This is a genomic window from Desulfatiglans sp., from assembly GCA_012513605.1.
In the GTDB taxonomy this organism is placed as follows: domain Bacteria; phylum Desulfobacterota; class DSM-4660; order Desulfatiglandales; family HGW-15; genus JAAZBV01.
On the sequence record JAAZBV010000017.1, the window covers coordinates 88,989 to 113,833 of the forward strand.

General features: G+C 43.0%; 26 protein-coding genes and 1 other RNA gene. 13 read left to right on the forward strand and 14 right to left on the reverse strand.

Annotated features, from left to right (window positions below):
- Positions 1 to 66: 66 nt before the first annotated feature.
- The 6 genes from GX654_02255 (at position 67) to GX654_02280 (ending at position 4,181) form a co-directional block, all read left to right on the forward strand.
- The gene (locus GX654_02255) at positions 67 to 1,029 is read left to right on the forward strand and encodes an ExsB family transcriptional regulator (GenBank protein ID NLD35670.1); all 963 of its coding nucleotides are present in this window, start codon (positions 67 to 69) and stop codon (positions 1,027 to 1,029) included.
- Between the two features lie 214 nt (positions 1,030 to 1,243).
- The gene (locus GX654_02260; GenBank protein NLD35671.1) at positions 1,244 to 1,522 is read left to right on the forward strand and encodes an integration host factor subunit beta; all 279 of its coding nucleotides are present in this window, start codon (positions 1,244 to 1,246) and stop codon (positions 1,520 to 1,522) included.
- A 94-nt stretch (positions 1,523 to 1,616) separates the two neighbouring features.
- Positions 1,617 to 1,714: signal recognition particle sRNA small type (gene ffs, locus GX654_02265), an RNA gene on the forward strand.
- A gap of 113 nt (positions 1,715 to 1,827) precedes the next feature.
- Positions 1,828 to 2,544: a peptidoglycan editing factor PgeF gene (gene pgeF, locus GX654_02270; protein ID NLD35672.1), complete on the forward strand. Its 717-nt coding sequence runs from the start codon at positions 1,828 to 1,830 to the stop codon at positions 2,542 to 2,544.
- A gap of 43 nt (positions 2,545 to 2,587) precedes the next feature.
- Positions 2,588 to 3,172, forward strand: a complete 585-nt coding sequence (locus tag GX654_02275) for a hypothetical protein (protein NLD35673.1) — start codon at positions 2,588 to 2,590, stop codon at positions 3,170 to 3,172.
- Between the two features lie 166 nt (positions 3,173 to 3,338).
- The gene (locus tag GX654_02280) at positions 3,339 to 4,181 is read left to right on the forward strand and encodes a hypothetical protein (GenBank protein ID NLD35674.1); all 843 of its coding nucleotides are present in this window, start codon (positions 3,339 to 3,341) and stop codon (positions 4,179 to 4,181) included.
- Positions 4,182 to 4,235: 54 nt separating this feature from the next.
- Here the strand turns inward: GX654_02280 and GX654_02285 are convergent, their stop codons facing one another.
- The 10 genes from GX654_02285 to GX654_02330 all read right to left on the reverse strand — a co-directional run bounded on the left by GX654_02285 (position 4,236) and on the right by GX654_02330 (position 12,650).
- Positions 4,236 to 4,385 (reverse strand): hypothetical protein, encoded by a 150-nt coding sequence (locus GX654_02285; GenBank protein NLD35675.1) that lies wholly within the window; start codon positions 4,383 to 4,385, stop codon positions 4,236 to 4,238.
- On the reverse strand, positions 4,382 to 4,657 hold the full coding sequence (locus GX654_02290) for a hypothetical protein (GenBank protein NLD35676.1): 276 nt from the start codon (positions 4,655 to 4,657) through the stop codon (positions 4,382 to 4,384). The genes GX654_02285 and GX654_02290 overlap by 4 nt, the downstream gene beginning before the upstream one ends.
- 133 nt (positions 4,658 to 4,790) lie before the next feature.
- Complete coding sequence (locus GX654_02295) at positions 4,791 to 6,107, reverse strand: PKD domain-containing protein (GenBank protein ID NLD35677.1); 1,317 nt, start codon at positions 6,105 to 6,107, stop codon at positions 4,791 to 4,793.
- Between the two features lie 129 nt (positions 6,108 to 6,236).
- Positions 6,237 to 7,760, reverse strand: a complete 1,524-nt coding sequence (gene cobA / locus GX654_02300; protein NLD35678.1) for a uroporphyrinogen-III C-methyltransferase — start codon at positions 7,758 to 7,760, stop codon at positions 6,237 to 6,239.
- Positions 7,761 to 7,793: 33 nt separating this feature from the next.
- The gene (hemC, locus tag GX654_02305) at positions 7,794 to 8,726 is read right to left on the reverse strand and encodes a hydroxymethylbilane synthase (protein NLD35679.1); all 933 of its coding nucleotides are present in this window, start codon (positions 8,724 to 8,726) and stop codon (positions 7,794 to 7,796) included.
- Positions 8,719 to 9,411, reverse strand: a complete 693-nt coding sequence (ispD, locus tag GX654_02310) for a 2-C-methyl-D-erythritol 4-phosphate cytidylyltransferase (GenBank protein ID NLD35680.1) — start codon at positions 9,409 to 9,411, stop codon at positions 8,719 to 8,721. The genes hemC and ispD overlap by 8 nt, the downstream gene beginning before the upstream one ends.
- Before the next feature lie 101 nt (positions 9,412 to 9,512).
- Positions 9,513 to 9,860: a transcription termination factor Rho gene (locus GX654_02315; GenBank protein ID NLD35681.1), complete on the reverse strand. Its 348-nt coding sequence runs from the start codon at positions 9,858 to 9,860 to the stop codon at positions 9,513 to 9,515.
- 122 nt (positions 9,861 to 9,982) lie between these two features.
- Positions 9,983 to 10,711 (reverse strand): uracil-DNA glycosylase, encoded by a 729-nt coding sequence (locus GX654_02320; protein NLD35682.1) that lies wholly within the window; start codon positions 10,709 to 10,711, stop codon positions 9,983 to 9,985.
- Entirely contained in the window at positions 10,695 to 11,906 is a 1,212-nt protein-coding gene (gene coaBC / locus GX654_02325) for a bifunctional phosphopantothenoylcysteine decarboxylase/phosphopantothenate--cysteine ligase CoaBC (protein NLD35683.1), read from the reverse strand. Before coaBC ends, GX654_02320 begins: the two co-directional genes overlap by 17 nt.
- A 6-nt stretch (positions 11,907 to 11,912) precedes the next feature.
- Entirely contained in the window at positions 11,913 to 12,650 is a 738-nt protein-coding gene (locus tag GX654_02330; protein NLD35684.1) for a hypothetical protein, read from the reverse strand.
- A 201-nt stretch (positions 12,651 to 12,851) separates the two neighbouring features.
- On the opposite strand from GX654_02330, the gene purD reads away from it, so the two are divergent.
- Positions 12,852 to 14,144 carry a phosphoribosylamine--glycine ligase gene (gene purD, locus GX654_02335; GenBank protein ID NLD35685.1) on the forward strand — a complete coding sequence of 431 codons (1,293 nt, stop codon included), beginning with the start codon at positions 12,852 to 12,854 and terminating at the stop codon, positions 14,142 to 14,144.
- Between the two features lie 140 nt (positions 14,145 to 14,284).
- Here the strand turns inward: purD and GX654_02340 are convergent, their stop codons facing one another.
- On the reverse strand, positions 14,285 to 15,604 hold the full coding sequence (locus GX654_02340) for a radical SAM protein (GenBank protein NLD35686.1): 1,320 nt from the start codon (positions 15,602 to 15,604) through the stop codon (positions 14,285 to 14,287).
- A gap of 217 nt (positions 15,605 to 15,821) precedes the next feature.
- On the opposite strand from GX654_02340, the gene GX654_02345 reads away from it, so the two are divergent.
- Both GX654_02345 and GX654_02350 read left to right on the forward strand, forming a co-directional pair.
- Complete coding sequence (locus tag GX654_02345; GenBank protein ID NLD35687.1) at positions 15,822 to 17,261, forward strand: GHKL domain-containing protein; 1,440 nt, start codon at positions 15,822 to 15,824, stop codon at positions 17,259 to 17,261.
- A gap of 21 nt (positions 17,262 to 17,282) precedes the next feature.
- Positions 17,283 to 18,647 carry a sigma-54-dependent Fis family transcriptional regulator gene (locus GX654_02350; protein ID NLD35688.1) on the forward strand — a complete coding sequence of 455 codons (1,365 nt, stop codon included), beginning with the start codon at positions 17,283 to 17,285 and terminating at the stop codon, positions 18,645 to 18,647.
- 301 nt (positions 18,648 to 18,948) lie between these two features.
- Here GX654_02350 and GX654_02355 read toward each other — a convergent pair whose 3' ends face one another.
- From GX654_02355 to rnc, 3 genes are all read right to left on the reverse strand, one after another.
- Positions 18,949 to 19,842, reverse strand: a complete 894-nt coding sequence (locus GX654_02355) for a GTPase Era (protein NLD35689.1) — start codon at positions 19,840 to 19,842, stop codon at positions 18,949 to 18,951.
- Between the two features lie 144 nt (positions 19,843 to 19,986).
- Positions 19,987 to 21,024 carry a radical SAM protein gene (locus GX654_02360; GenBank protein ID NLD35690.1) on the reverse strand — a complete coding sequence of 346 codons (1,038 nt, stop codon included), beginning with the start codon at positions 21,022 to 21,024 and terminating at the stop codon, positions 19,987 to 19,989.
- Positions 20,997 to 21,698: a ribonuclease III gene (gene rnc, locus GX654_02365; GenBank protein NLD35691.1), complete on the reverse strand. Its 702-nt coding sequence runs from the start codon at positions 21,696 to 21,698 to the stop codon at positions 20,997 to 20,999. The genes GX654_02360 and rnc overlap by 28 nt, the downstream gene beginning before the upstream one ends.
- 151 nt (positions 21,699 to 21,849) lie before the next feature.
- Here rnc and pyrR point away from each other — a divergent pair, with 151 nt between their 5' ends.
- The 4 genes from pyrR to GX654_02385 all read left to right on the forward strand — a co-directional run.
- Positions 21,850 to 22,419, forward strand: a complete 570-nt coding sequence (pyrR, locus tag GX654_02370; protein ID NLD35692.1) for a bifunctional pyr operon transcriptional regulator/uracil phosphoribosyltransferase PyrR — start codon at positions 21,850 to 21,852, stop codon at positions 22,417 to 22,419.
- On the forward strand, positions 22,419 to 22,820 hold the full coding sequence (locus GX654_02375; GenBank protein NLD35693.1) for a YjbQ family protein: 402 nt from the start codon (positions 22,419 to 22,421) through the stop codon (positions 22,818 to 22,820). The genes pyrR and GX654_02375 overlap by 1 nt, the downstream gene beginning before the upstream one ends.
- 197 nt (positions 22,821 to 23,017) lie before the next feature.
- Positions 23,018 to 23,578 carry a MarR family EPS-associated transcriptional regulator gene (locus tag GX654_02380; protein ID NLD35694.1) on the forward strand — a complete coding sequence of 187 codons (561 nt, stop codon included), beginning with the start codon at positions 23,018 to 23,020 and terminating at the stop codon, positions 23,576 to 23,578.
- A gap of 337 nt (positions 23,579 to 23,915) precedes the next feature.
- The coding region (locus tag GX654_02385; protein NLD35695.1) for a hypothetical protein at positions 23,916 to 24,845 on the forward strand (930 nt) is incomplete at its 3' end.

The window sequence follows — 24,845 nt, forward strand, 5'->3', positions numbered from 1 at the left end:
TTTCTTATTGGATTTATGTTAAGAAAAGCCGACATAATCGCAATAGTTACAAATGGAGGATAGAGCATGATCAGCGAGATAAAAGTCCAGGACCTTGATGCTGAAAAATTCATTAATGAAAAGATAAAAGAAATCAAGGATACTGTAGGAGAGGGGATGGCAATAAACGCCCTTTCAGGCGGGGTTGATTCATCTACAGTGACAATGTTGGGCCATCGTGCCCTGGGTGATAAACTCAGGACTGTATTTATAGAAAACGGCCTCATGCGCCAGGGAGAACCGGAAGAGGTGGTGGCCTTTTTCAAGGCACTTGGTGTAAAGGTGGAGGTAGTTGATGCGAGGGATGTATTTTTTTCTGAGCTTAAAGGTGTGACTGACCCTGAAGAAAAGAGAGAGGCAATCAGGGATGCCTTTTATAAAAAGGTGTTTGGCAGGATTGTAAAGGAAAGCAGGGCAAAATTTCTCCTTCAGGGTACCATCCTTACAGACGTGGATGAGACTGTTGCAGGCATTAAACGTCAGCACAATGTCTTTGAACAGCTGGGGATTGATCCTGAGAAGACATTCGGTTACCGCATTATTGAACCTATGATACAGCTGCGTAAAGACGGAGTCAGGATGATAGGGAAGTCGCTGGGCCTGCCTTCGGCTCTTTTTGATCGTATTCCCTTTCCAGGGCCAGCACTGGCCGCGCGGGTAATAGGAGAGGCAACCCCTGAAAGGGTAGAAATGGCTCGCAGGGCAACGGTTGTAGTTGAAAAATGGCTTAAGAACTCCGGCGCTTTTCAGTATATGGGGATACTCCATGAGGACAGAGTTACTGGCATGCGCGATGGCAAACGTGATTTCGGCCAGCAGATTGAGGTGAGATGCTGGGACAGCGTGGATGCCCGTACTGCAACACCCACGAGGTTATCTTTTGACCTTCTTGAAAAGCTTGCCAACGAAATAATAAACGAGGTGCCAGGTATTGTAAGCGTTACATACAATATTGCAACCAAACCGCCATCCACTATTGAGGCTGTTTAATGGTGTTTTATTTATCGTCAAGTTACTTGATTTTATGTGAAACATACAGTATTTTCATTTTATTATTTTTAGGCTTTTGGGTTATTAAATATTCGGTCAAGTAAAATCTTGACTTAGGTGGCCCGATTAATTATCTTTGGTCTTTTCAAAACATATCCGTTTAAAGCGGTTAGATTTTTTTATATAAATTGTTGAAACTGGAGACAGGAGATTTATGAACAAGTCACAACTCATTGAGGCCTTGGCTAAAGAAGAAGACCTCGCCCTGAAAAAGGCTGAGGAGGTCGTCAATACCGTTTTTGGTGATATGGAAAAGGCACTCGCCAATGGAGAACGGGTTGAAATCAGAGGTTTTGGCAGCTTTAAGATCAAACACTATGAAGGGTATCAGGGAAGAAACCCCAAGACAGGTGAGATCATCAATGTGGCGCCCAAAAAACTCCCGTTTTTTAAAGTAGGTAAAGAGCTCAAGGAAAGGGTTGATATTTCCTAAGCTAAGGAACTTGATATATCCTCTGGCTAAATGTCCTTGAGGTTACTATCAACCGGGATAAAGAAAATATAAACCCTTGAATATTTGCGAGTCCGGGTGGACCACTCGTGACAGACGCTTATGAACCCCGTCAGGTCCGGAAGGAAGCAGCGGTAAATAAGGCAGGCTGTGTCGTAATGGTATCTACCCGGACCCTCAAGTATTTATACCTCTCCTGTATGATTATCCAATTTGACAAAAATAACAGAGATATTAATGAAGCTTCACAGGGCGATTGTTTTTATTTTTGTTACCAAGGCTTATCCTTGTATAAAGAGTTGACCCACAGGGTATTTACACGGAATAGTGGTGTAAGCAGGCCACCATACAATAACCTTAATGTGAGCTATGAAGTAGGTGATGACCCTGTATCTGTTGACCAAAATATTTTATCAATCAGGGATAATACTGGCGCTGACAGGGTAATATATATGAATCAGCAGCATGGTGATACGATCATATCATTTAAAGAAGGATTATCAGAGGTGCCTGAACAGGTGTATGAGGCGGATGCCCTTATTACAGATATTCCTGGTATGGCGATTATGGTGAAACAGGCGGACTGCCAGGGTCTTATCCTGTTTGATCCATTAAAAAAGGTGGTGGCTGTAGTGCATTCGGGCTGGAAAGGTAGTGTGAAAAACATACCGGGTAAGACAGTCGAAAAGATGTGCATTTGTTTTGGTTCCAATCCAAAAAATATACATGCAGCAATCGGCCCTTCGCTTGGACCATGCTGTAGTGAATTCATCACCTATGAAGAGATATTTCCGCCTCATTTCAAGGATTTTATGCATGGTAATGCCCACTTTGATTTCTGGGCCATAACTGAGAAACAGCTCATGGATTCGGGCATTAAGAAGGAGAACATAGAAAAGGCCGGTATATGCACAAGATGCAATACCGGTTTGTTCTACTCATACAGGGGCGAGGGTATAACAGGGAGATTTGCTACTGTTGCAATGATAAAAAAACACCCATGACAGGTTTATATCTGTCTGTTTACAGGTTTAAACAGGATTGAAAATGAAAGATTCCATCTGGACAACACATGCCTTTAACGGTAATGAATATTACCTTCTTGATTTTGATCACCCGCAGATAGAAAAGGACATAATAGGAGAAATGGATTCGGGCGTGGAGGTCTATTATGACCGCAGATGGGGGCTTACACAGGAGTTCTGCGGGTTTGTCCATGAAGTCCCTGAGCTGTTCAAAGACAAAGATATATTTGTTGCAGGGGCAGGGATCGGCGCTGAGGCGGTGGTGGTAGGAAACCTTGCAAAGAAGCTCTATATTAATGATCTTGCCCCTGTTGCCCTTGATTACTGCGCACGGCAGCTTTTACAAAACGGTATCAGCAATTTTGAAAAAATAGAGGGTAGTTATGGTGAAATAGGTATACCTGATGTTGATCTCACGGTGGCCTGTTTTTGCGTTTATAACAGCCCCACCATGAAGGCAATGAAGAGCCTTATAGAAAAATGCAAGTGCCCGATACTGATAGTTAATGACCCGCTCCCCGCATTTGTGCGTTTATTAAAGGCGGTTAAGAGGGCGAGAAGGCCGGTTGTATCAGAAGAGAGGTTTCCCTGTTATCTGTTTGAGTAATGGTGTTGTCGCTGATTTTACACATGAAGGTGGTGAGGTGTAATACAGGATGGTCAGAAGCGGTGAGGCATATCTATAATACTTTTCCGCGGGTTTTTGCAGGTGCTGTTATTGTTTATTTATTAAGGCAACACATAACACAACCTGTATACTATAAGGAGATATCATGAAAAAGATTTTAGTAGGTTTGATTATATTAGCATTTTCAAGTTATTTATATGCTGATGGAGGTGAGATACGTCCTGCAACAAAGGCTGAAAAGGTTTTTACCAGGGCTGTTATTGAGACTATTTCAGGCGCGGTACCGGAATCATTCGCCGGTTTTGACAGAAGAGATGCAACCGAGCCCTATGAGCCTGAAGATATGGGTGTTGGCATTGAGAAATGGCCGTTAAATGTCGGCTTTTACGGGAGCTGGGTGAATGATGAACTGGAGCTTGAGGCTAATGAAAAGATGCAGCAGATTGCCGATACAGTAACCGGTGATATCAGCACATCCCCTAAGATGCAGACATTGATGAAAAAGAAGGATGAAATTGCCGCTAAAATGGAGCAGGCTGCAAAAAAGAATGACCTGGATGCGATAGGCAGGCTTGCTCAGGAGCTTGAGGCTGTAGCAAAGGAGATAAATAAGGGGTATGCGCCTGCTGTAAATGCTACACCATCTGAAGACTATTATAAAGTTCACGCAGGCATTCAAGTTAATGCCCTGACTGATGAATATAGTGAAAGCCTTGTAAAAGAGATATCACCTGTCAAGGGTTATAAGACCTTTTATTATCATGATACTGAAGAGGGTGAAAATAAAAGAACAGACAGGGTCATTATCTTTATGGGCGACTGGAGCAGTTCTATAGATAATGGTGCATATATATTCAAGCTCAATAAAAAGAACCTGCCCCACACTACTGTCCAGAGTTATGTTATCACTGTTGAAGGAAAGAAAGAGTATACACAAAAGCTTATAGCTAGCCTGAACTGGGAGAAGCTAAAAAGTATCCTTAAATAAAAATGCAGCGATATTATATGCCACGGAGGACACAGAGGGCACGGAGGTTTGCTTTTATTCACCATCCAAATAATTGCTGATTTTCATTGAAGATTCCATCATCTCTGTTCTTTTATAGAGATATGCTTTGTACTGCTCAAGCTGTTCGGGGGAGAGGATGCCGAGAGCAGCCTCCAGGTACTTTTCATTAGTCAGTTTAGTCATTTGGAGTGACCTTTGCATGGTCTCTTTTTGATTATTTGAGGTTGATGAGTTGTCAAAAAGATTTTCACTGTAAATACCCTGTCTCCCTTTATACATGGAATCGATAAGCCCTGGTTTAGACTCTTCACTGCCTTCCTGTACTCCTCTTTTTGGGTCAACTCTTCAGATAATTGTTTATTTGCTATATCAGCCTCTTCTTCAGCCGCGCCAAGGTGATATTCGAGTTCATTAATTTTTTCAGTAATCGTTTTGTCTTCAGTTAATTTGAGCACATTGCCTTTATTATCTCTTTTGTCGCCTGTTTTATAAGTAATAGGAGCGGTATCGTCTGGAGGATTTATTTACTCTTCCCCTGAGTGGCAGAGGGGACAAGAGTAAATATTTTTGAAAGAAAACTATGAAAGCCTATTCTTCAAGTAAAATAGAAAGCCATTCAAGCCCGTTCCGCGCCTTTACATTTATATAGTCTGTCCTTGATGAGAAGTCACTTCCACCTACTCCTGTTACAGTGAGACTCACAGTATATTTCCCGGGGACGGAATAGGTATGGACAGGGTTTTGCTCTGTACTTGTTGAGCCGTCACCGAAATCCCATAACCAACCGGATATATCACCTGAGGAGGAATCTGTAAATGTAACTGGCAGAGGTCTTTTACCTGTTTCGGGATTTGCTGAAAAGGTGGCGGAAAGAGCCGGTGCAGTGCTTTTTACAAGTACTGTTAAGACATAGTTATTTGACCCTTCTGTTTCTGTGACTACAATAATATCCTTGTCTAGATTCATTGACCCGCGAAGAGATGAACTTGCAGGTGTTGTTATAATTCCATCTGCTGTAATCGAGAGAGTGATAGAACCGGAATCTGAACCCCCTTCAGAGTCAGTCGACTGGACAACTGCAACTCCCTGATCATTAATTGAAAGGTTTGATAAGCTCCACCCATTTGATGCTCCTGAGCTAAGACTATAACTTTTCCAGTAACCCTGAAGGTCAGATAAAGCAAAAGTGCCTCCGCCTTTTGCCATTACTGTCATAGCATATGAAGAATCATCCCAGGTGTCTGTGAATACTAATATATTTTTATCCGGGGTCATTACACCATGCAGATTCTCATCTCCTGAAACAGAAAACAGACCATTACCAGCTATACTGATTACCGCAACATTGTACTCCGTTTTTGTTTCACCGTCAGAATTGGTAAATGTTACCGAGGTAATGTTGCCCTGGCTGTTAATTGTGTAAGTGCCGTATTCCCATCCTTTTCCAGCACCCGTTATAATTGCATGCCCGTACCATGTCCCGGCAAGGTCAGATTGAGAGTATGATGCTCCACTTTTTGTTAATACCGTAAGGGCGTAGGCATTGCTATCCCAGGTTTCTGTGAACACCACAATACTTTTATCAGGGCTCATTACACCATTGAGGCTCTCGCTTGTTGCCTCTGTGATAATACCGCTGCCGGAAATGGATAGCGTTGCAACATCATATTCTGTTTCTGTTTCACCGCCTGAATTGGTATGAGTAGCCGATGTTACATTGCCCTGACTGTTAATCGTCAGGGCCATATGTTCCCAAATTTCTTCATTTCCGACTGTAAGTGAATGACCGTACCAGGTTCCGGTAAGGTCCTCCAGGGAAAATGAGGCAAATGCCGGTGTAAGATTGAAGATGGTTAAATATAAAGCAGCTATGGTAAAAAGGAATGCGGATTTGATAGTCTTCATATTTTCTCCTTTTTTGTATTTGAAATATCATATTGATTTGTCAGGGATGAACAGATTTATAACATTATTAATAGCCATATTCAACATATTAGCCAAATATCCATTGTTTTTTATACGGTGGAGGCTGTATCATGAATATTGTTTTAAAATAGCTTCTGTAAGGTCATCTATTGTATAACTCTCCGGCTCTACTGTAACCTTTAACCCAAGCCTTTTTGCTGTTTCGGATGTTATCGGGCCTATGGATGCTATATCAATATCCTTAAGCCACTCTTTTACCTGATCCGCATTTTTTTCAAACATACCCATGAAGTTGGTTACAGTGGAGGAGCTTGTAAATGTAATCATGCTTATTTCGCCTGCCTCAAGCATCTTTGAAATATCAGCCACCCTGTTTTCAGGCATGATGGTAACATATGCATTCACAACGTCCACCTCTGCACCCATTTTTCTGAGTTCATCAGGTAGTATTTCTCTCGCCTCTTTTGCCCTTGGCAAAAGTATCTTAAGGTTATCCCTCTTTATTCTCCTGAACTCTTCTATCACCGCCTCTGCCCTGTATTCAGGGGGCACCATGTCAGGCATGATGCCATACCCTTTTACTGCATCAGCGGTTTTTGGCCCGATAGCGCATACCTTGATCTCTCCTAATGCCCTCACATCCTTTTTATTTTCAAGGAGCCTTTTAAAAAAGAATTTTACGCCATTCACGCTGGTAAAGATGAGCCAGTTATAATCCCTGATCTTGTTAATGGCGTCATCAAGGGGCGCCCAGTCATCAGGTGGTCTTATCTCGATGGTCGGAAACTCTATGCAGTTCGCACCAAGTTCCCTTAAACCCGCCATAAAGCTGCTCGCCTGCTCCCTTGCCCTTGTTACCGCTATGCTTTTACCGAACAGGGGTTTGTTCTCATACCAGTTAAGCTCCTTTCTCAAACCCACAACATCACCAACAACTATGATCCCTGGCGGTTTGATATTTGCCTTTTGGGATATCTCATAAATGGTTTCAAGAGTGCCGGTTATTGTCTTCTGCTCAGGGTGTGTGCCCCTGTAAATTACTGCAACAGGGGTGTGAGATGGCCTGCCGTTTTTAATCAGTTCAAGAGATATATTTTTAAGGTTGCCTATGCCCATGAGAAAGACCAATGTGCCTATCCCTGTGGCAAGTTTATCCCAGGCAATATTGGACTCCCCCTTTGAAGGGTCTTCATGACCTGTGATAAATGCAACAGTGGCGGTGTGATCCCTGTGTGTTAAAGGTATGCCTGCATACGCTGGCACCGCTATAGCAGAGGTTATACCAGGGACAATCTCAAATGAAACCCCTGCCTTTAAAAGCTCCTGTGCCTCTTCGCCACCCCTGCCGAATATGAATGGATCACCCCCCTTGAGCCTTACAACGGTCTTACCATTAAGGGCCTTTTCACATATGATATTGTTTATCTCATCCTGTGTCTTTGTATGGTCACCGGCCTTTTTGCCTACATAAATATGTTCCGCTTCAGGATGTGCATATTCAAGAAATAAAAAATTTGCAAGATAGTCATACACCAGCACATCGGCCTTTTCTATGCATTCCCTTGCCTTTATAGTAAGAAGGCCAGGGTCACCAGGCCCTGCGCCCACCAGGTAAACCATTCCCTTTTTTATTTTTTCAGCCATATACTGTTCCTATTATCACTATTAACTGCCATAAATTTCGGCAAGTATCTTATCTGCACCCATTGCAAGAAGCCTTGCTGCAAGGGTTTCACCAACCTGCTCAGGTTGTTCAATACTACCAGTCAGAGAATCTCTGATAACCATACATCCGTCAAGCTCTGAAACCATGCCGTGGATCACAATCCTATCTTTATCAATAAATGCATATGCGCCAAGGGGCACCTGGCACCCACCCTCAAGCCTGTGTAAAAACGCCCTTTCTGCCCTCACTGCAAGTGCTGTTTCATTATGATTTAAAAATTCCAGTAGACTGTTTACTTCTCTGTCATCTGTTCTAACCTCTATTCCAAGGGCGCCCTGACCCACTGCCGGGATATATTTCGGCGGAGAAAGAAGTTCTGTTATCTTTGATGATAGCCCCAGCCTGTTCAGCCCTGCTGCTGCAAGGATTATCGCATCAAACTCCCCTGATTCAAGCCTTTTAATGCGGGTATCCACATTACCCCTTATAGCTACAATCTCAAGATCAGGTCTCTTATTCAGGAGCTGGGATGATCTCCTTAAGCTCCCTGTCCCCACCCTTGCGCTTTTAGGCAGATCATGAAACCTTTTGTATTTTATTGAGAGTAATGCATCCGCAGGGTTTTCCCTCTCAGGATAAAATGGTATGGAGAGACCATAAGGCAATTCAGCAGGTACATCCTTTATGCTGTGAACAGCAATATCCACACTCTTATCAAGTAGCGCCTCCTCTATCTCCTTTACAAAAAGACCTTTACCGCCGATCTTGCTCAATGGGGAATCGATTATCTTATCGCCCTTTGTCTTGATAATAACGAGTTCAACTTTTATTTCAGGGTGCTGCCTCATGATCATCTCCCTGATCATGCTGCTCTGGGTGAGTGCGAGTTTGCTTCCCCTTGTGCCTATCTTTATAGAATTATTTTTACTCATCTTTACCCAACAAAAACTCTGCATACTCAAGGTCTTGCGGTGTGGTTATCTTTATATTCTCATCCGAACCATGCACCACCTTTACCGGTATGCCCATCCTCTCCATGAGCATTGCATCGTCAGTAACCTCATCCCATCCCTCGGCCTCTGCCTTTTTATGGGCATTACAGATATCATCATACCTGAATACCTGTGGTGTCTGCACCTGCCATATAAATTTCCTGTCATAGGTATCAACCACAAAACCCTCAGCGTTTACCTTTTTAACTGTGTCCTTTGCAGGAACCGCCACAATAACCGCCCTTTCATCCCTGATAGCCTCTATTGCATTCGTTATGATGTCAGGAGAGACAAATGGCCTGACGCCATCATGGATGATTACTGCATCGCATTCCCGGTCTATTGCCTGTAATCCCAGCCTTACCGAGTCCTGTCTCCTCGCGCTACCAGGGGTTACCCTGATCACCTTGCTGATATTATATTTCATGACGATTTCAGTTTTGCAGAAATTTATTTCATTGGCAGGCACAACAAGGATAATGCCATTTATAAGAGGACAGCTATTAAACTTTTCAAGGGTGATAGCGAGAAGAGGTTTACCCTCAAGCTCAATAAACTGCTTGGGCACCTTTGCATTCATCCTTACGCCCATTCCTGCGGCGGGTATTATGGCAATAGTGATCATATTTCCTCAATTTTAAATTAAAGAAGCAGGCACAGGGCTAAGCCTTCCTGATAACCTGCTTCTATGATCCATCTCTTTTTCAGGCCGGGTGCTATATAAAATTATCCCGCCTTTCTGGTCTTCTTTTTCAGCCTGTTTATCCTGCGTCTCAGGATATCCACCTCTTTTTTATTCTTTTCTTCCCTTGCAGTTATCTTTAATGCCCTGAGGTCGATTAGCTTGCTTTTCAAGCTCTTTTTGGCCGCCTCTGCCTTTTGTGCGTGCGTCTCATCCTCTATGCCCCTGTGCTTCTTGATAAGCGCAAGCAGTTCCTCCTTTTTCATGGCAGTAACTCCGGTTGCTCCGGGGATCGTGGCTGCGATCTCTTTGAGTTCCGGGGCTGTCATCTTATCAAGGGGTTTTTCTTCTGCTTCCGGGTGTGCTCCTTCATTTTTTATCTCTTCTGCCATTTCTTAATACTCCTTTTTATTTATTTTATGGTGCCAATGCCCTGTTAAATATAAATCCCAGGAATAATTAGATACTGCACATTATAATAATAGGACTTCTATTGCAATCCCTCAGGCCTGAATCAGCCGCTTTTTTTAACCTTGATCCCGAGCAGGGACATTACCTTTTGTATATCCTGCCACACCTCCCCCTTTAGTTTTTTTTCACTGCCGGGGTTATGAAGGATGTAGGCCGGGTGGTATGTCGGCATAAGCTGGATGTTGCCATATGTCTGCCACCTGCCCCTTTCCATGGTTATCTTGAAATCACGTTTTAAAAGCTCCCTTGCTGCTATCCTGCCGAGGGTGCATATGACCTTTGGTCTTATAATCTCTATCTGTTTTTTAAGAAAGGGGATACATGCCTCTATCTCATCCTTTTCAGGGTCCCTGTTTTCAGGCGGTCGGCATTTTACTACAGTGGCAATGTAGACCTGATCCCTTTTTATACCGATCCCCTTTTCTATGATCCTTGTGAGGAGCTGCCCTGCCTCCCCAACAAAGGGCCTCCCCTCCCTGTCTTCATCCATGCCCGGGCCTTCGCCTATAAACATGATTGAGGCATTCTCTGCCCCTTCACCAAATACTATTGTTTTTCTCCCGTTGCAGAGTTTACATAGCCTGCAATCGCCTATGGAGCTTCTTAAGTCATTCAGTGTCTCAATAACCGGTGTGGAAGGCGCTGGAATCAGTGCCTCTTTGATTATGGCAGGCGCCTTAAGCTCAGGCAGTTCCAGGCCTGAGTCTATTTCACCCTGTAGAATGGTTTTAGTCTGTTTTATGATCTGACACAGCTCAGCAGTGTAACTCATTATCTTTTCCCCTGATCATCCTGACCCTGTCAAGAAGCTCATCAGCTACCTCATCTTTTGTTAAAAGGGGCAGTTCGTGAACCGCGCCATCCCTGAAAATAAGGGTGACCCTGTTTGTATTCACATCAAAACCGGCATCCTTCGCTGTTACATCATTCACAACAATCATATCCAGATTTTTCCTTGCCAGTTTTTCCTTTGCGTTTGCCATGATATTCTCTGTTTCAGCGGCAAATCCTACAAGTATCTGGCCGGGCTTTGATTTTGATATCCCAAGTTCAGAGAGGATATCAGGGTTTTTAACAAGTTTTATAGAGATATCCTCCTCACTCTTTTTGATTTTCTGGTTGCTACTTAAGGCCGGGCGAAAATCAGCAACAGCCGCTGCCTTTATAATAGCATCCATCTCTGCGCGATGCGCAAAAACCGCATCCATCATCTCCTCTGCTGTATTTACCCTGATAAGGTTTACGCCCAGTGGAGGTTTTATATTTGTGGGGCCGCTTATGAGTGTTACATCTGCGCCCCTCATGGCAGCCTTATGCGCAATGGCATAACCCATTTTACCGGAAGACCTGTTTGTTATGTATCTGACCGGGTCAATGGGTTCAATGGTTGGCCCAGCAGTGACCATTATCTTAAGCCCTTTTAAGTCCTTATTTTCAAGGATATGAAATGCCTGCTCTGCAATATCAACGGGGTCAGGAAGCCTTCCCTGGCCTTCTGTATTGCATGCCAGCTCTCCTTCCCCGGGCTTCATTATAACATAACCCTTGTTGTTAAGCTTTTTAATGTTCTCCTGTGTGATGGGGTTTAAATACATCTTGCTGTTCATTGCAGGGCATATAAGCATAGGGGCAGTTGCTGCTACTACCATTGAGCTTAAGAAATCATCCGCAATACCATGGGCTGCCTTCGCAATAAAATTAGCAGTGGCTGGTGCTATGATTACAAGGTCAGACTCCTGACCCCAGGAAATGTGTGCAAGCGGGTCTATATTGCCCTCAAACATCCCGGTGATAACCCTGTTTTTTGAAAGCGCTTCAAAGGTGAGTGGCGCAATAAACCATGTTGCATTTTTTGTCATCGCCACCCTTACATCATGCCCCGCTTTGGTGAATATCCTTACAAGCTCTGGTATTTTATAGGCAGCAATACCGCCGGTGATACCTAAAATGATTTTTTTCTTTTCCATATTTTTTTAGTATCCTCCGAATTCAGAGAATTCCGCATCATCTATTTTTGCTGTCCAGATATCGGTTATATTTAATATCTTTTTAATCTTTTCGCCTTCAATACCCGTTTCCGAGCGGGTTTTATAAAACCCGGCCCTTAGCCTGTAATAGGCCTTTTCACGGACTATTACGTTGGCTATATATACATAATAACCGGCCTCTATCAGTTTTACAGCATGCGGTCCGACCTCTTCAAGGCTCGGAGAAGAGAGTGCATTGACCGTATAATATGCCTTTTGCATTGCATCAAGGTTTTTATTTTTTTCTTCAGGGGATGTTATCTTTAATCTGATACCCGCAGGGAGGGGTCTTTCATAGAGATTCCCCTTGCCCTTTATTGAGGATAAAGCTTCAACATTATTTCTGTACAGAAAGGTCCATTTCAAGGGGTTATTGTTGATATTGGCCCTCCCTGATATGCCTGAAAGGGTATCCCCCTCTTCAGTCACATATTCACCTGTTTCTGTGGCAGGAAGGACATCCACTTGAACAGTTTCCTGGTTGATTCTCTGATCAATGTCCTTTTGGACAATATCGGCTATCCCTATATTTACATCTTTTTCAGTTTTTATATCTTTGGTCGGTTTTGTTATCTTCATCCTTACGACATTTTTACCCTGATTATTGTCAGGTTCCTCTTGTGAACACCCTGAAAAAAATAATAGCGTTCCCAGAATTAAAGGCATGGTATACGCGAATTTCATTTTAGACACCGCCATAGTTTTACTAACCGATAATGAAGATAGTGTAATAAATGATTCGATCCAGTAGAAAATCAAAACAAATTTGGGGTATTAAAGCCTAAAATCCCCATATTTACAATAAAAATTTCAGGCATCCCTTATTGTTGACATGAAAGCCCCTGTTACTTATACTCCATCCTCATAAATTTCTGAGGTGATTATATGAAGATATTGATCGTAGGTAGTGGCGGAAGAGAACATGCCCTTGCATGGAAGGCTATTAAGTCTAAAGGGATTGAGAAGGTATATGTCGCTCCGGGTAATGCAGGCACTGCCCTTGAACAGGGGGTTTTAAATATTGATATCAAGGTGGATGCAATAGAGGCGCTTGTTGAGTTTTCCAAAAAAGAGGGGATTGACCTCACTATTATCGGCCCTGAGGCGCCCCTTGTGGATGGTATTGTTGATGCCTTTAAAAAGGTAAATCTAAAATGTTTCGGCCCTGTAAAAGCAGCAGCCCAGCTTGAGGGGTCAAAGGTCTTTACAAAGGATTTCCTTAAAAGGCACGGGATACCGACTGCTGAATATAGGGTTTTTACCGATATTGAAGCTGCAAGGGCCTATATCCTTTCACATAAACTCCCTGTGGTTATCAAGGCGGATGGCCTTGCAGCCGGAAAGGGTGTTATCATCGCAAAGACGCATGATGATGCTATAATTGCCGCAAAGGATATGCTTTCAGGCACTGCATTCGGTGAGGCAGGTAAAAGGGTTATTGTTGAGGAGTGTATCAGGGGTGAAGAGGTAAGCTTTATTGTAATGGTGGATGGTAAGAATGTTCTGCCCCTTGCAACATCACAGGATCACAAGGCGGTTTATGATGAAGACCAGGGCCCCAATACAGGCGGTATGGGCGCCTATTCACCTGCACCTGTCCTGACCGATGACCTGTATAAAAGGGTAATGAAGGAGGTTATTGAACCCACTGTAAAAGGAATGGCAGATGAAGGCACTCCATATACAGGGTTTTTATATGCAGGGCTTATGGTGCTTTCCGATGGCACACCGAGTGTGCTGGAGTATAACTGCCGCTTAGGTGACCCCGAAACACAGCCCATACTTTTAAGGCTTAAGTCCGATCTGGTTGAGCTTTGCATGGCAACCATCGAGGGGAGCCTCGATAAGGTTAAGGCAGAATGGGATCAGCGTGCAGCGCTCGGGGTGGTAATGACAGCGGGCGGATACCCTGAAAAGTATAATAAAGGGGATGTCATCTCCGGTCTTCCTGAAAAGGAGGAGGTAGATATCAAGGTATTTCATGCAGGCACTGCCATGAAAGATGGAAATGTTGTAACCTCAGGAGGACGTGTCCTTTGTGTGACAGCCCTCGGAAATACAGTAGGTGAAGCCCAGAAAAAGGCCTATTTGGTTGTTAATAAAATAAAATGGACGAATGTATACTACAGGACTGATATAGGTTACAGGGCAGTGAAGAGGGAAGAAAACAGGAAATAGAGAAGAGAAAATAGAAAAGAGGAAAGAGGAGAAGGCAGGAGACAGGAGTCAGAAGAAAAAGTTCACCGCAAAGGCGCTAAGGACGCAAAGGTTATTATTTTTAAATCAAAAAAACTTTGCGCTCTTTGCGTCTTTGCGGTTCATATATTGCCTTGAATCTTGCGCCCTGCGCCTTGCGCCTCTTTTTTCGTCTGATTAAAATAGCCAAGCTTAATTTCCGGGAAATCTTTAATCAAATCTTCCGCCATCCTTTTCATGCCCTTTGCAGGTGAATCTGTGAGGGGCATGCTTTTCAGGTAGAAATCAGGATCAATATTTAGGTTTTTAAAATGGATAAAATTCAAACCGGTATTTTTTATCAGCTCACCCAGGGCGCTGATCTCATCCTCCTGATCAGTAACACCGGGGAAGATAAGGTAGTTGATCATGGTATAGAGCCCCATATCCCTGGAGAGCTTTATTGATGAGAGCACATCCTCAAAGGTATATCCCCTTGGCCTGTAATAGGCATTGTAAAATGGCTTTCTGGCGCTGTTAAGGCTTATCCTTATGGAATCAAGCCCTGCCTCGATAACCTCCCTGACCCTTTCAGGCCAGCTCCCGTTTGTGTTCAGGTTTATTGTCCCCTTTTTTGTCTGTCTCCTTATCTCCTTTATGCTGTCTCTTATAAGCCTGTATTCTGTGAGCGGTTCGCCTTCGCACCCCTGGCCGAAACTCACAATAGCCTCCTCTGACTTTTCAAGGTGGTTGACAGCAACTGTTACTATCTCTTCTACCTTTGGTGTAAATGATATCCTGAAGTGGGATGACCTTGTGATATCATCCTCCTGAAGGCTCAGGCAGCCAAGGCAGCTTGCATTACAGCTGCGACTTACAGGTAAAGGGGCCTCCCATCTGCCAAAAAAGAGATTTTTTGCGGCAAAACAGTGGTTATTGGCAGCGCAGTCTGTAAGGTGTTCTACGAGCGGGGTGTCAGTACAATTTTTTTTGTATCTCTCTATTGCCTTAGGGAGGAGCCGGTCATCATAATTAAACGGGTCCCACTTGTGGTTGTACTCTACCCTGAACCCTGTCACATGGTATTCTTCACTCTTGAAACCAACAGCCGTGTATCCCCACATGGGGAGGATATAATCCTTTGTGCTGTAATCAACAGCCGGGAGATGGCTCCTCACAAAGCCGGGTTCAAGAAATGCTGCAACAGCAAGGCATTTGTGGCTCTTCCTGCCGATCTTTATCACTTCCACCGCCTCTGCCACACCTGTTTCAGGGTCGATCCCTATTGGGGCGCAATTCGGGAAATAAAAAAGCTTGCTGAATGAGGGCATCCTGATCAGGTCTCTTTTTGATATACCTGAAAGGGTATCCCCTGAAAACCCGGCCATGCGTAAATAGGGGTGATCATAGATGTTCCCGCATTCATCAGCATAAAGCATATATGGCAGATCTTTATATTTCATAGTGAATCCTTTTACCTGTAGAGGTTTGACAAGTCAATGGGGGAAAAGGCGCAGGAAAGAGAAAACAGGAAGGAGAATACAGAAAAGAGAACTCGGAGGTTCCCTTTTCCTCTTACCTATTTCCAAATTTCTATTTCCTGTTTTCCCTTTCCCATTTCCTCTATTCTCTTTTCCTTATATTAGTGTTATATGAACAGAAAAAATACCGGATAAAAATATGTCTCCAAACCGTTTCATGAAAAGCACTCCAGAGATAAAGCCCTTCCGCCTGGCTAAATATTTTGCGATTACGAGCTTTATTGTCTTTTTATTAAGCAGTATTCCATTTGCTGCATTTATCTCAAAGAAGGCAAATGATGATCTCATACTCAATTATCAGAATTATGCACAGGAGGTGAGTGGAAATATTAATCATCAGCTTTTGATTAATTTTTATACCCCTGTATGGTATGAATACAAGGCAATCAGGCTCAGCATTAAACCCCAGATGGAACTCCTGGACAAGGTTGTAAGGGAGGCAACCGAAAGTCTAAATGTCGATATTGTAACCATATACTCCCCTGAAGAGGGGATTATAGTATACAGCACAGACCCTTCTCTCATTCGAAAGAGGACTGAAAAAACAGAGGGGTATCTTAAGGCACTGAAAGGAGAGATGTCCGTTCAACTGATTTCAGATGGAAATAATCTTTGGGGATTAGGTACAGGGATATTAGGAGGACAGAAAAAGGTTAAAACATATATTCCTCTTACCGGTGAAGAATATATTCCTCTTACCGGTGAAGAGATGATCCTGGGTATTATTGAACTGGTGCTTGATCTGACCGAACAGTATAACTCGATAATAAAGAGGCAATATACTACCTTCGGTGTTTTCGCCATAATAATGGTGATTATTTTTATCTCCATGCTTCTGATTGTGAGAAAGGCGGAAAAGATAATAGAGAACAGGGCTGTTGAACAGCGAAAACTGGTGGAGCAGCTTAATCTTGCAGAACGTCTTGCAGCCCTTGGCGAGATGGTGGCAGGTGTCTCCCATGAGATAAAAAACCCTCTTGGTATTATTCAGAGCACCTCTGAACTCCTTAACAATATGCCTGATGCCACTGAAACCCACAAAAGGCTGTCAGGTGTTATAACTGAAGAGTCTATAAGACTAAACCGGATTGTAACTGAATTTTTAGATTTTGCACGGCCCCATGCGCTAAATTTAAGGGAGTGTGATCTGAAAGAGATCATCAATAAAAATATAGAATTTCTTGAGCCGGAGCTGGAAAAAAAGGGCATCTCTGTTGAGAACAACCTTGAGAACAGGAGATATATGATCGAGGCGGATCAGGATCTTTTACACAGGGTCTTCATGAACCTGATTATTAATGCCATACAGGCTATCCAAGGGATGGGGAAAATTATTATCAGTATAGCAGAGGAGCGGGGAGCCTATAATTTTGAAATCAAGGATACTGGAAGCGGCATAAGTGAAGAAAGCATGAAGAAGGTTTTTAACCCCTTTTTTACCACCAAGCAAAAGGGGAGCGGCCTTGGGTTGCCAATTGTGCGGAAGATAATTGAGGGGCATGGCGGGCAAATAGATATAGAAAGCACTGAAGGTAATGGAACTAGTGTAATGGTACGCCTTTTAAAGAGGATCAGATAACAGGTGTAAGAAGGGGTTTGCATGGATACAGTTCTTATTGTAGATGATGAAAAAAACTATTTGATAGTTCTTGAGGCGCTTCTTGCACCTGAAGGATATGAGATAATAACTGCTGATAATCCTGGAAAGGCGCTTCAACTGATAAGGGAAACAGACCTTGATCTTGTCATTACAGATATGAAGATGCCTGGTATTAGCGGTATGACCATCCTTGAGGAGGCAAAAAAGATAAATGCCGACATCCCTATAATAATCATGACCGCATTTGGTACAATCGAGATGGCTGTGGAGGCCATGAAAAAACAAGCCTATGACTATATAGAAAAGCCATTCAAAAACGAGGCCCTGAAACTTACTGTAAAAAAGGCCCTGGATAACTACAGGCTTATCAAGGAAAACAGGCTTTTAAGCGAGGCCCTATCCGACAGGTACAGGTTCGGAAATATTATTGGCAAGAGTCGGCCCATGCAGGAGATATATGACCTGATAAAAAAGGTCTCTCAGTCAAAGACCTCTGTGCTGATTACAGGGGAATCAGGCACTGGAAAGGAGCTTATAGCCAATGCCATCCACTACAACAGCCCCAGAAAGGAGAGGCCATTTATCTCCATAAACTGCGGGGCACTCACAGAAACACTGCTTGAAACCGAGCTCTTCGGTCATGAAAGGGGGGCCTTTACAGGGGCTGTCTCCATGAAAAAGGGGAGGTTTGAGCTTGCTGACGGGGGTACGCTCTTTCTTGATGAGATAAGCGAGACCTCTCCTGCCCTTCAGGTGAAACTGCTTCGCGTGTTGCAGGAGATGGAGTTTGAAAGGGTGGGCGGGACAAAGACCATTGATGTGGATGTGAGGATACTCTCAGCGTCCAACAGGAACTTGAAGGATGATGTATCAAAGGGACGTTTTCGCGAAGACCTATTTTACAGGCTGAATGTAATACATATAGAGGTGCCTTCATTAAGGGAGAGGAGCGAGGATATCAGACTTCTAGCAAACCATTTTATAGATAAGTATCACTCAGAAAAAAATGGCCCAAAGCCGGAATTGAGCGTTGATGCATGGAAGATACTGTTTAATCATAACTGGCCCGGTAACATAAGAGAGCTTGAAAATGTAATAGAGCGGGCGGTTGTCCTTAACAGCGGCGAGATTATTACCACTGAAAGCCTGCCAGGCTACCTCCTGAAGGGAGAAGATGAGATCAGCATAGAAAAATTTATCCCTGCCGGAGCACCCTTACAGAAGACACTTGAACAGATAGAAGAGCAGCTGATAAGGCGTGCATTAAAAAACTGTAATAACGTCCAGTCACATGCAGCAGATATGATAGGCATAACAAAAAGCCTGTTCCAGCATAAGATGAAAAAGTACAATATCTCTGTTTAAGGGTCCAATATATTTTACCGCAAAAATTGCTATTAAAACAAGTAGTTAACAATGTTTTGAACAGTCAGGGTGTGGATTAGGTACAAAGTATTGTACCTGATAAATAGTTTTATTTTTTTTATTTTAAATTATTGATTAAAAAATTACAGTTAAAACAAAGGGATAAACTATAAATGTAAAACAGTTAATTAATGGCAGGGATATTGCAATATTAATATTAAACAAAAAGCTTTTTCGAGCTTTTTCCTCCTAGAAGAAGGTCAGCCTATTCCCCGGGCTGGCCTTCTTTTTTTTATCATGTCTAATAACCAAGTTTTTTTAATGCCTTTGTGTCTTTTGTCCAGTTTTTATCAACCTTTGCCTGAAGCTCAAGAAATATGTGTATTCCGAACAGTCTTTCCAGCTCGTGCCTTGCTGCCTCCCCGATCTTTTTTATCATGGCCCCGCCTTTACCGACAATTATCCCTTTTTGTGACTCGGTTTCAACATGTATCCTCGCATGGATGGAGAACACTCTTTTTTCAGGGTTTTCTGACATGGAGGTTATGGTTACTGCTGATGAATAAGGTATCTCTCGTTTTGTATTTAAAAATATCTTCTCTCTGATAATTTCGGCAGCCAGAAAGGTATCAGGCTGATCAGATATCATATCCTTTGGGAAATACTCAGGTCCCTTAGGGAGGTTTTTCCTGATCTCTTCTATCAGGCTGCCAACCCCTTCACCTGCCAGGGCAGAAACAGGGATTATGGACACAAATGGAAAAAGCCCTGAATATTTTTCAATAACAGGGAGTATCTTTTCAGGGAGAGTCCTGTCGATCTTATTGATCACAAGTAATGCGGGTACCTCCCTTTTTTTGATCTCTTTCAGGATGATCTCGGCCCCTTCATCAAATGGGTATGTAATATCAATTACAAAGAGAAGTATATCGACCTCGCTGACTGCCTCCAGAGCAGAGGAAACCATGCTTTTATGGAGTACGGTTCTTGTGCTGTGAATACCCGGGGTGTCCATAAAGCATATCTGAAAATTGTCGCCGTGATATACCCCCAGGATACGGTTTCTTGTGGTCTGGGGCTTTGGGCTTACAATAGCCAGTTTCTCGCCAAGCACCCTGTTAAGGAGGGTGGATTTACCAACATTGGGGGCGCCTATAATTGCGGCAAACCCGGATTTAAAGCTGTTATCTTTCATAGTATTCATCTCTGGTTGGAATTATTAATAAGTTTATCATTCAATGCCCGACATCGGAAAACAGGATATAGGAAATAGGATATGGAAAATAGGAAATAGGAAATTGAAACTGGCAAAAACTCTCTTTTCTCTATCCTCTTTACTCTATCCTAAAATATCTACCTCAATTCTTCCTGGCAGTATATGGTTATCCGGCCTGATATATCGTATCTCTGCCGCGCATGTTTCTTCTATTTTTTTTACCCCGCTGTTTTCATAACCCCTTAAAAGAGGTATCTCCCTTTCAGGCATCCTGATGCCTATTTCTGAAGCACTTCCCTGAACAGGCAGATATGATATCACCTTTTTCAGATAAATATCTGCCCTTACCAGAAAACCAAAGGCATCATGCCACGGGCCGGCCAGTATCTCACCCTCCTCAAGGAGCGATGGCGTGGACATAAGCCCAATGCGTATCACGTTTATGCCGTTTGCCTCTAGACGCATACAGCTGACGGAGCATATCCTGACCGCCTCATCAAGGGAGAGGGGGTTGTACCTGCCTCTGATGTACAATTCTGCAAGGCCAGTGTCTTTTATAACAATGGCAGGGTATATCCTTGCCATGTCAGGGGCAAGCGCTATTACGCTTTCTATTGTTGCCTGGAAGATATCATATGAATCACCGGGAAGCCCGGGCAGTAGCTGTACCCCGGTCTTAAAACCATGCCTTTTTAAGAGTGATATAGCATTAACAGTATGTTCAGATGTATGACCTCTGCCGGATTTTCGCAGAACCTCATCATTCATTGACTGCACACCCAGTTCAACAGTAGTAACGCCATATGATCTGATAAGTTCAAGCCGTCTTTCATCTATCTCATCAGGTCTTGTGGAGATGCGGATAGAATCAATCTCATTATGTTTGATGTAGTGTTGAACTGCACCGAGAAGCTCTGACATATACTCCATTCCCAGACTGGTGAATGTGCCTCCATAAAAGGCCACCTCTCTTGATCCCGCAGTTGTATACTTTGGTGACCTTATGGCCTGTTCAATCAGCACGGTTACACCCTCTGCCCGGATATGGCTGTTAGTCTGCCCTGTTATCCTGTCCTGCCGACAGAAAATACATTTATGCGGGCAGCCCAAAAAGGGTATAAAAACAGGTATGATCAGATCTCTTCTTTTTTTGCCAGACAATAAAAAGCTTCCCTCGCGGCGTTCTGTTCCGCCTCTTTTTTGCTTTTGCCAATGCCTTCAGCAAAAGCCGCTTCACCTATTTTTACCGCAACCCTGAAGGTCTTATTGTGCGGCAGGCCGTTTTCATCAGTAAGTATATATTCAGGCAGGGTTTTTAGTTGTTCCTGTGTATATTCCTGAAGCATGCTCTTATAATCGTTATCTGATTTCTTTGATTTGATATTGTCAATAACAGGCATAAAAAGCACAGTAATTATTGCAAGGGTTTTTTCAAATCCTGCATCCATGTAAAGCGCCCCGAGCACAGACTCCATGGTATTGGCAAGGATTGAAGGCTTTTCACGGCCGTTGGTAATCTCCTCACCCTTACCGAGAAAGATGTATTTCCCAAGTTCCAGAAACCTGGCTACCCTGCATAGCCCGCTTTCATTAACAATTGCTGCCCTGTATTTGGAGAGGTCCCCTTCTCTGAGATCGGAAAACTTTTCCATTAATATATGGCTTATTGCCAGATCAAGCACCGCGTCACCCAAGAATTCAAGCCTTTCATTGTCTTTTAGCCGGAGTTCCCTGTATTCATTGACATATGATGAGTGCCTGAGCGCCTCAGAAATGAGGTCAGTTCTTGTGAAGTAGTAATCCAGTTTTCTATAGAGGTTCTCAATATTTTTCATGATGGGTGAATATTAGCCGATAGTACAATGGATATCAAGGCTTGATTACCCAAAATACTTTGCTTTTTAGTTTGTTACATGATAAATTCTTTACCTTTATTAGGTTTGAGTTATGAAGACCGGATTAATCTAACTTAAAACGGATATCACTATGGAAATAAAAGCCACTGGTAAAAAGATCATTTTTCAGAAAAGGGATATAGAAGCGGCACTTAAACGTATTGCCTCTGAGATCTTAGATAATGACAGGGAAAATGCTGATGAGATTGTACTTGTTGGCATCAGGACAGGAGGGGCATTTTTAGCAAAAAGGCTGCAATCAATTCTAAATGATCTGACCGGAAAGAAATTTCCAACAGGGATACTCGATATTTCGCTCTACAGGGATGACTGGACCAGGATTGGCCCTTCACCAAAGATAGGTAAGACAGAGATAAATTTTTCTATTGATAAAAAAATCCTGATCCTAATAGATGATGTCCTATTTACCGGGAGAACCATAAGAGCTGCAATGGATGCCCTCATAGACCTTGGCAGACCCAGGAGGATAGAGCTTGTTGCCCTTGTTGACAGGGGAAAAAGATACAGGGAGCTGCCCATTCAGGCCAATTATGTGGGCGGGGTCTGGAACATAGAACCAGATGAAACCATTAATGTATACCTTGAAGAGGCAGGGTTTGATGATCATGTGGCCATAGAGGCAAAAGGGGGCGCCGTGTAGTGCCTGTAAAGATTGTGATAAAAAGCAGATCAAGGTCAGAGATGATCGATATTACCCATTATGTACAGGATGAAATATCACGATCCGGCATTAAAGAGGGTGCATGCATTATATATGTACCCCACACAACCGCAGGAATAACGATTAATGAGGGAGCAGACCCTTCGGTATGCGATGATATCATCAGTAAACTTACAAGGCTTGTCCCGAAAAATGAAAACTATATGCACAGTGAGGGAAACTCGGACAGCCATATAAAAGCATCGCTGATAGGCAGTTCAGTTACAGTAATCATCGAACATAACAGCCTTGTTCTGGGTACATGGCAGAAGATATTTTTCTGTGAGTTTGATGGGCCAAGGTCGAGGAGTGTTTATATAAAAATCCTGAAAGATGATTAATGTATCAACTCTATGTATTTTTTAACCACGGAACAAGGTATAAAAGCAAAAGATAAAAGACTCCGTGGTGAACTATTGTTTATCCTAAAAAATACCAAAAAATAAAAATTACTATTGACAAAAACAGGTGTTCTAAATAGGATTCCGTTCAAAAATGAACATGCCTTAATTTTTCTAAATGAGGGTGGAAATCCGGCATGAAGCATTCCGAAAAGACATTTCAGATTCTTGATGCACTGGACAGAGAGGAGATATCCACACAGCGACAGCTGGCGGATAATTCAGGTATAAGTCTTGGGCAGGTGAATTATATATTGAAGAGCCTTTTAGATAAAGGTTTTGTTAAAATTAGTAATTTCAGGCATAGTCAACATAAAATAGGCTATGTTTATTTTCTTACACCAAAGGGAATCGAAGAGAAATCAAAGCTTGCAGTAAAATTCGTTTTAAGAAAGCTTAAGGAATATGAATTCTTAAGGGGGAGGCTTACAGAGAGGCTTATCAAGATAGAAAAAGAGGGTTATAAAAGGATCCTCTTTATCGGCCCCATTATGGTCAGAGAATTCATAGAGGATATAATAGAAGAAAAGGGGATCGGCCTGGTCCTGGCGAGCCATTGTGAAGATACAGTGTCAGCCGGTTCACTGGAAAAAGATACATTTGATATTGCCCTTTTGTTTGATGAAAAATCGAATGCTGAAAAAAGGGTAAGAAGGGATCTGGAGATACCTGAAGCGCAGGTCATGAACCTGCTTTAGGGAGCTCTTTTTGAACATGGGAATAGGAAAGAGTAATTAGAAAACAGGAGTCAGAAGACGGAAGTCAGAAGGCATCCGCCTCCACCAAGGTTACGGTGGACAGGGAGGTCAGAAGTCAGAGGTCAGTTAAAATCCATATCTGACATTACAACCTGGTTGTCCAGTTAACCAGTTAACCGGTTAACTAGTCAACCTGTTCCCTTAAACCCTGAACCTTAAACCTCTGCCCTCCCATGTAACTCAAAGGCCGGAGGTGTATTCAGGCCAGTTAACCAGTTAACAGGTAAACCAGTTAACCAGTTAACGAACCAACATTAACCTTTTACAGAAAAACACTATGAAAAATGAAAGACTCTTAAACACCCTGTTTTTTCTTTTATCCGCATTTTTCCTCATATTGTCTTCCTGCGGACGATCTGAAATCGTTTATCAGGAGAACAATATAACCTGCTATGCGGCTGCATATGGCCAAGGTATCTATAAGAGCGACAATGGCGGCAGGAGCTGGTACCCCATGAAGATGAATCAGGAGGATATTCACCTCTTTTTCAAGAGGCTTTTCCTCGATTCTGAAAAAGAGACACTCTATGTGGCGACAACAGGGGCAGGGCTCTTTTCCATTGACCTGAACATGGAGACACTTACTAGAATAGAGCCGTACAAGGGGCAGAATGTAAGGTCTGTAGCAATAGTAAAAAACATTGATAATGAAAAAGACGCCACGATCGCCGGTGCACTTGATAAAGGTATAACAATAGTCAGCCCCGAAGAGGATATCTATATTAATGATGGTCTCATCTACAGGGATGTTAATACAATCATTTCCAGCGGTAATGATATCTACGCCGGCACTGTAAAGGATTTATTCAGGCGGGATGCCGCAAACAGGAGGTGGGTATCTTCATCAGAGGGGATCAAAAACAGGAACATTATATCTATGGCCGCTACACCGGATGGTGATATGCTCTTTGCTGGGGCAGGTGGTTATCTTGATAAAAAGGGTCGGTTTCAATCCATCCCCTCTATTTATATGAGTAAAGATAAAGGAAAAAGCTGGAAAGGATGGGATGACGGTATACCCGGAGATACACTTATCTACATAATTGCAGTAAACCCTGAAAAGCCAAACAGGATTTATGCGGGGACATCCAGAGGGGTTTATATCTCTAGTGACAGCGGTGATGACTGGGGTAAAACAGATGACGGCCTGCCGGATGATTTCAGGGTCTTTGACATTAAGATAAAAAATCTGGATGATGAAAATGCC